This is a genomic window from Hydrogenimonas sp., assembly GCF_029932565.1.
GTDB lineage: Bacteria > Campylobacterota > Campylobacteria > Campylobacterales > Hydrogenimonadaceae > Hydrogenimonas.
The window spans coordinates 1-4,519 of sequence record NZ_JAOZPV010000106.1 but is presented as its reverse complement, the minus strand read 5'-3'; the positions used below and the strand labels follow the sequence as shown (position 1 = coordinate 4,519).

Annotated in this window: 7 protein-coding genes; 4 read left to right on the top strand and 3 right to left on the bottom strand. The window is 47.8% G+C overall.

Features of this window, described 5'->3' with window-relative positions:
* Window positions 1–8: 8 nt before the first annotated feature.
* Window positions 9–1,193: a hypothetical protein gene (locus Q1K24_RS09325; protein ID WP_300369310.1), complete on the bottom strand. Its 1,185-nt coding sequence runs from the start codon at window positions 1,191–1,193 to the stop codon at window positions 9–11.
* 374 nt (window positions 1,194–1,567) lie between these two features.
* On the opposite strand from Q1K24_RS09325, the gene Q1K24_RS09320 reads away from it, so the two are divergent.
* The 4 genes from Q1K24_RS09320 to Q1K24_RS09305 all read left to right on the top strand — a co-directional run bounded on the left by Q1K24_RS09320 (window position 1,568) and on the right by Q1K24_RS09305 (window position 4,067).
* On the top strand, window positions 1,568–3,028 hold the full coding sequence (locus tag Q1K24_RS09320; protein ID WP_300369307.1) for an FAD-dependent oxidoreductase: 1,461 nt from the start codon (window positions 1,568–1,570) through the stop codon (window positions 3,026–3,028).
* Between the two features lie 12 nt (window positions 3,029–3,040).
* The gene (locus tag Q1K24_RS09315; protein WP_300369304.1) at window positions 3,041–3,208 is read left to right on the top strand and encodes a hypothetical protein; all 168 of its coding nucleotides are present in this window, start codon (window positions 3,041–3,043) and stop codon (window positions 3,206–3,208) included.
* A gap of 155 nt (window positions 3,209–3,363) precedes the next feature.
* Window positions 3,364–3,897, top strand: a complete 534-nt coding sequence (gene msrA, locus Q1K24_RS09310; protein ID WP_300369301.1) for a peptide-methionine (S)-S-oxide reductase MsrA — start codon at window positions 3,364–3,366, stop codon at window positions 3,895–3,897.
* Entirely contained in the window at window positions 3,894–4,067 is a 174-nt protein-coding gene (locus tag Q1K24_RS09305; RefSeq protein WP_300369298.1) for a hypothetical protein, read from the top strand. The genes msrA and Q1K24_RS09305 overlap by 4 nt, the downstream gene beginning before the upstream one ends.
* A gap of 9 nt (window positions 4,068–4,076) precedes the next feature.
* Here the strand turns inward: Q1K24_RS09305 and Q1K24_RS09300 are convergent, their stop codons facing one another.
* Both Q1K24_RS09300 and Q1K24_RS09295 read right to left on the bottom strand, forming a co-directional pair.
* Window positions 4,077–4,301 carry a hypothetical protein gene (locus Q1K24_RS09300; RefSeq protein WP_300369295.1) on the bottom strand — a complete coding sequence of 75 codons (225 nt, stop codon included), beginning with the start codon at window positions 4,299–4,301 and terminating at the stop codon, window positions 4,077–4,079.
* An 86-nt stretch (window positions 4,302–4,387) separates the two neighbouring features.
* Window positions 4,388–4,519: phospholipase A (locus tag Q1K24_RS09295; RefSeq protein WP_366903856.1), on the bottom strand; the 132-nt coding region annotated here is incomplete at its 5' end.

The following is a 4,519-nucleotide window of genomic DNA, read 5'->3' as shown; positions in this document are numbered from 1 at the left end:
TTCTGCTTTTACTGCATCATTTCAAGATATGTCAGGAAACCGACCGGTACCTCTCCGGTGCTTTTCCAGACGAGAATGGCGAATGCCCCCATTACCTGTTCGGTTGTGAATGTGCAGTGTCCGTAATTGAATGCCGGTATTGCGACGAAATTTTCAAAACTTCCGTTTTTCAATACTTTCGCCAGATAGATAAGCTCGTGTCGGTAGGGAACGATCGGGTCATCTGTCGTATGAAGCGTTACGAGCGGCTTTTCAAGCTTCCCGGTTGTTTCGTAATATTTCGAAACAAATCTTTTTGCTCTCCAGCTGGCTCTGACGCGTTCTACACCCATGTTCAACCGCCAGTCATTTTCGGAACCCCAATACCAAGTCCAGCAGTTACCGTACGGATTGCCGCCCGCTTTCCTTTTCATGTCGTTATATCCGAGAATACTGTAGGCCAGAATTTTCTGAGCAGCCTCCACGGCGGAGTTCATACCCGCGTCATCGGAATCCTTTGCCACTTTCACGACATTGAAAAGCTGATCCGTCAACCCGGGGTTGTTTGCGATGGCTGAGGCGATGTCGAGTTGGTAATTTTCCCAGTTCAGCCAGGCGTTTTCGGGTACATCCGCGAACCCGAAATCGAAAATGTAAGGGAAAAAATAGTCGAAGACGACCCGGAAATCACCGAAATATTTGACCTGGTACGGCATTCCAGCCAACGGGCCGCACATGGCCAGCCCGCCGGTATAGTTCTCGGGGTATTTCTCGATCAGCATGGTCGTGATGAGCCCACCCTCCGAACCACCGGTTATAAACACATGGCGTGTCTGGGAATACTGCTCCTTGAACTGTAGAACCAGAGCGTTAAGATCCTCGGCACCTTCTCTGACCGCGTAACCGTTTGTCGAGTAGCTTGTCGTGGCAAATGCGTATCCCAACTGCATCAGTATGGAAGGCACAAAGGTGCCATCTTCCATCGTCAACTCGTCGATCGGAAGCTGCAAAGGTTCCTGCGGTGGTATATAGCCATGGGCATAGACTACCAGATCACCGTTCCAAACCGTAGGAACACAGACAAGTATTTTTTCCTGCTGCTGTACCGATATCGTACAATTTTCCGGTACGATTGGCTCCTGCGCCGAAGCAGGCCATATTGTAAACAATACAGCAACCAACACAACGAACCATTTCGACAGTGATGCGTTCATGGCTAACCTCCTTCATGGGTTTAATTAGGTTTATACCTAACTATAAACTATTATATAATATTCACTGTTAATATATAATTAATATAAGTTCAAGCTCGACAAGGATTGTTTTCAAAATCAATTGCAATAGGGTATGCATGGGTGTCTCATGTATCCCAAAGGAAAAATACACTCTTCGTGGAAAATGGTGATTGAATGATGGCTCCTTCATAAACTTCATCAATTCAACTCCATTAACAATTCAATAATTTATATAATTTATGAATAAAATGCAATTTAAAAAGTAAAATTTAGGGAATTTAGGCTTGTTTAAGTTTTAATTTAATTACATAGGATTATACTGGTATTGAATCGTTAATAACCAAGGAGAAGAAATGGCAAGAATCGTTGTAATGGGCGGTGGAGTTTCAGGACATACCGCAGCGACATTTCTGCGTGACTGGCTGAGTGCGGAGCACGAGGTCGTCGTCGTCACACCGAATAGCAAATGGAACTGGATTCCGTCGAATATCTGGGTTGGTGTCGGCCGCATGAAAAAAGATGATGTAGTGTTCGAATTGGCACCCGTCTACGAAAAAGCCGGTATAGACTATCGACAGGCAAAAGCGCTCTCCATCCACCCGGAAGGCGGCAAGGAGAGTGAGAGCCCCTACATTACCATTGAATATACCGGTCAGGGCAAAGAAGGCGAAAAAGATGAGTTGACTTACGACTATCTCATCAACGCCACAGGACCGAAACTCAATTTCGCAGCAACGGAAGGCCTTGGACCACATGGTGGGCATACCGTCTCTGTCTGTACGGCGGATCATGCTGTTCATGCCAACGAAGAACTGCATAAAGTCATTGCAAAAATGAAGGCAGGTGAAAAACAGACACTCGTCATCGGTACAGGACACGGAATGTGTACATGTCAGGGGGCGGCATTCGAGTATATCTTCAACATCGATCACGAACTTCGTACAGCAGGGGTCCGAGACAAAGCCGAAGTCATCTGGCTGACCAACGAATCATTCCTGGGCGACTTCGGAATGGGTGGTATGCACGTCAAACGGGGCGGATACATCGCATCGAGCAAAATTTTTGCCGAATCACTCTTTGCGGAACACGACATGGAGTGGATCCTTGGAACACACGTCACGAAAGTCGAAGAGGGAAAGATCCATTATGAAACGCTTGACGGCGATACCGATTTCCAGGAGTTCGACTTCGCGATGCTGATTCCTCCTTTCGGCGGCGTTGGCCTCAAAGCCTACGACAAAGAGGGCGGCGATATTACCGACAAAGTCTTTGCACCGAACGGCTTTATGAAGGTCGATGCCGACTACAGCGGGAAACCGTATGAAGAGTGGAAAGCGACCGACTGGCCTAGAACATTGCAGAATCCGGATTATAAAAACATGTTTGCCGTGGGCATCGCTTTTGCACCGCCACATCTGATGTCCAAACCGATGAAGAATCCGAACGGAACGCCGATTAACCCCACGCCTCCTCGAACCGGCATGCCGTCGGCGATGATGGGGAAAGCGGTTGCCCAGTCAATTCGCGACATGGTTGTCAGTGGAGCCAAAGAGCCGACGCATACAGCTTCGATGTCCGAAATGGGTGCCGCCTGTGTCGCTTCGGCAGGTGCAGGTTTCTTCAGTGGAAAAGCGGTCTCGATGACAGTCTATCCGGTCGTTCCCGATTATGAAAAATATCCGGGTGTCGGACGTGATCTCAGCTATACGACCGGTGAAATCGGCCTGGCAGGTCACTGGATCAAACATTTCCTCCACTATGCATTCATGTGGAAAGCACAGCTCAAACCGGGCTGGAAAATCATCCCAGAATAAGAAAGGATTAATATGGCACACCAGCATGTTGAACATCTCGACCCATACAGCCCACAGTCAGGTACGATGATTCCGAGCGGATTGGTAAAATTCATGCGAACCTGCGTGATCTGGCAGTTTATCCGGTTTCTCGTTATCAACCTTCGAATGACGAAACTGATTCTCAAATCTCACCACTGATTTTTGCAAAGGTGCTTCGGCACCTTTGTCCTTTCCATTAATATATCTCCCACTGTAAGCCCTAATAGAAAACATACTACTATAGCTTTATGAAAAAGATTGCGCTTCTGCTTATAACAATTTCTATCTCATTACTGTCGAACGAAGGGAACAGCATGTCAAAAAAACTCGAAAAAGCGACACTGGGCGGTGGATGTTTCTGGTGTCTCGAGGCGGTTTACGAAAACGTCAAAGGTGTCGAAGATGTAGTCAGCGGCTATGCCGGCGGCCATACCGATCATCCTTCCTATCAGGATGTCTGCTCGGGAACGACCGGCCATGCGGAAGTCGTTCAGATCACCTACGATCCCGATATCGTTAGTTACGAAGATCTACTGAAGATCTTCTGGACAGTACACGATCCAACGACTCCAAATCGTCAGGGAGCGGATGTCGGTACACAGTATCGATCTGTAATCTTCTACCATAACAATGACCAGAAGAGCATTGCAGAAAAGAGCCGTGCCGAAGTGCAGAGACATTTCAATGCGCCAATCGTCACCGAGATCGCCCCGTTGACGAAATTCTGGCCTGCCGAGGATTATCATCAGGATTATTTCAGAAAAAATCCCTATCATGGTTATTGTCAGGCAGTCGTTGCCCCGAAAGTGGACAAATTTCGACGACATTTCAAGGAGATGACCAAATGAGCGAAAAGATGATTGATCTTGAAGTGAAAGTGACGATGGAAGAGATGAAAAAAATCGGTGAGTTTTGCCGTGAGGAGGAAGTCAATTTTTCCGAATGGCTGCGTCGCCTCGCCCTCAGAGAGATCGAACGGAAAGCCAAAGAAAAAAAAGAGGAGGAGAAGCCCGCCTAAACAGAGGATTCAGAGTCTGAACTCCTCTTCTGCCGCTTTCGCCGCCGCTTCGCCTTTGATCGTCAGTTCACCCTCGCGGATGTATCCTTCGCTGCGAAGCGATTTGAGCAGCCGTTTGCCTTCTTTCATTGTAAAGACGCGGCTATTTTCGAGCATCGTAAGGATATCACGCAATCCTTCGCCCTCCTCTCTTTTCAAGATCGCAAGCAAAAACACCTTCTCTTCCGTCGTCATGGCGCCCCCGTCCATTTTTTTGTAAGTATAGCAAAAAGAGCTCGTCCCACCGGAAGTACAGAATCAATCTGTACGGATGGATCTGGTCAGTTCGCGATGCCCCGGGAAAAGGAGAAGCCGAACGACGCTTTGGTGTAGTTTCGGTTGTAGTCGATCAGGCTTTCGCCGTATCCGTTGAAAAACTGCAGATACCAGAAGATCGTGTGCGATCCGAAGAA

Coding starts and splice junctions, on each gene's coding strand:
- Q1K24_RS09325 (WP_300369310.1), bottom strand. CDS start 1,193: ATGAACGCATCACTGTCGAAATGGTTCGTTGTGTTGGTTGCTGTATTG.
- Q1K24_RS09320 (WP_300369307.1), top strand. CDS start 1,568: ATGGCAAGAATCGTTGTAATGGGCGGTGGAGTTTCAGGACATACCGCA.
- Q1K24_RS09315 (WP_300369304.1), top strand. CDS start 3,041: ATGGCACACCAGCATGTTGAACATCTCGACCCATACAGCCCACAGTCA.
- msrA (WP_300369301.1), top strand. CDS start 3,364: ATGTCAAAAAAACTCGAAAAAGCGACACTGGGCGGTGGATGTTTCTGG.
- Q1K24_RS09305 (WP_300369298.1), top strand. CDS start 3,894: ATGAGCGAAAAGATGATTGATCTTGAAGTGAAAGTGACGATGGAAGAG.
- Q1K24_RS09300 (WP_300369295.1), bottom strand. CDS start 4,301: ATGACGACGGAAGAGAAGGTGTTTTTGCTTGCGATCTTGAAAAGAGAG.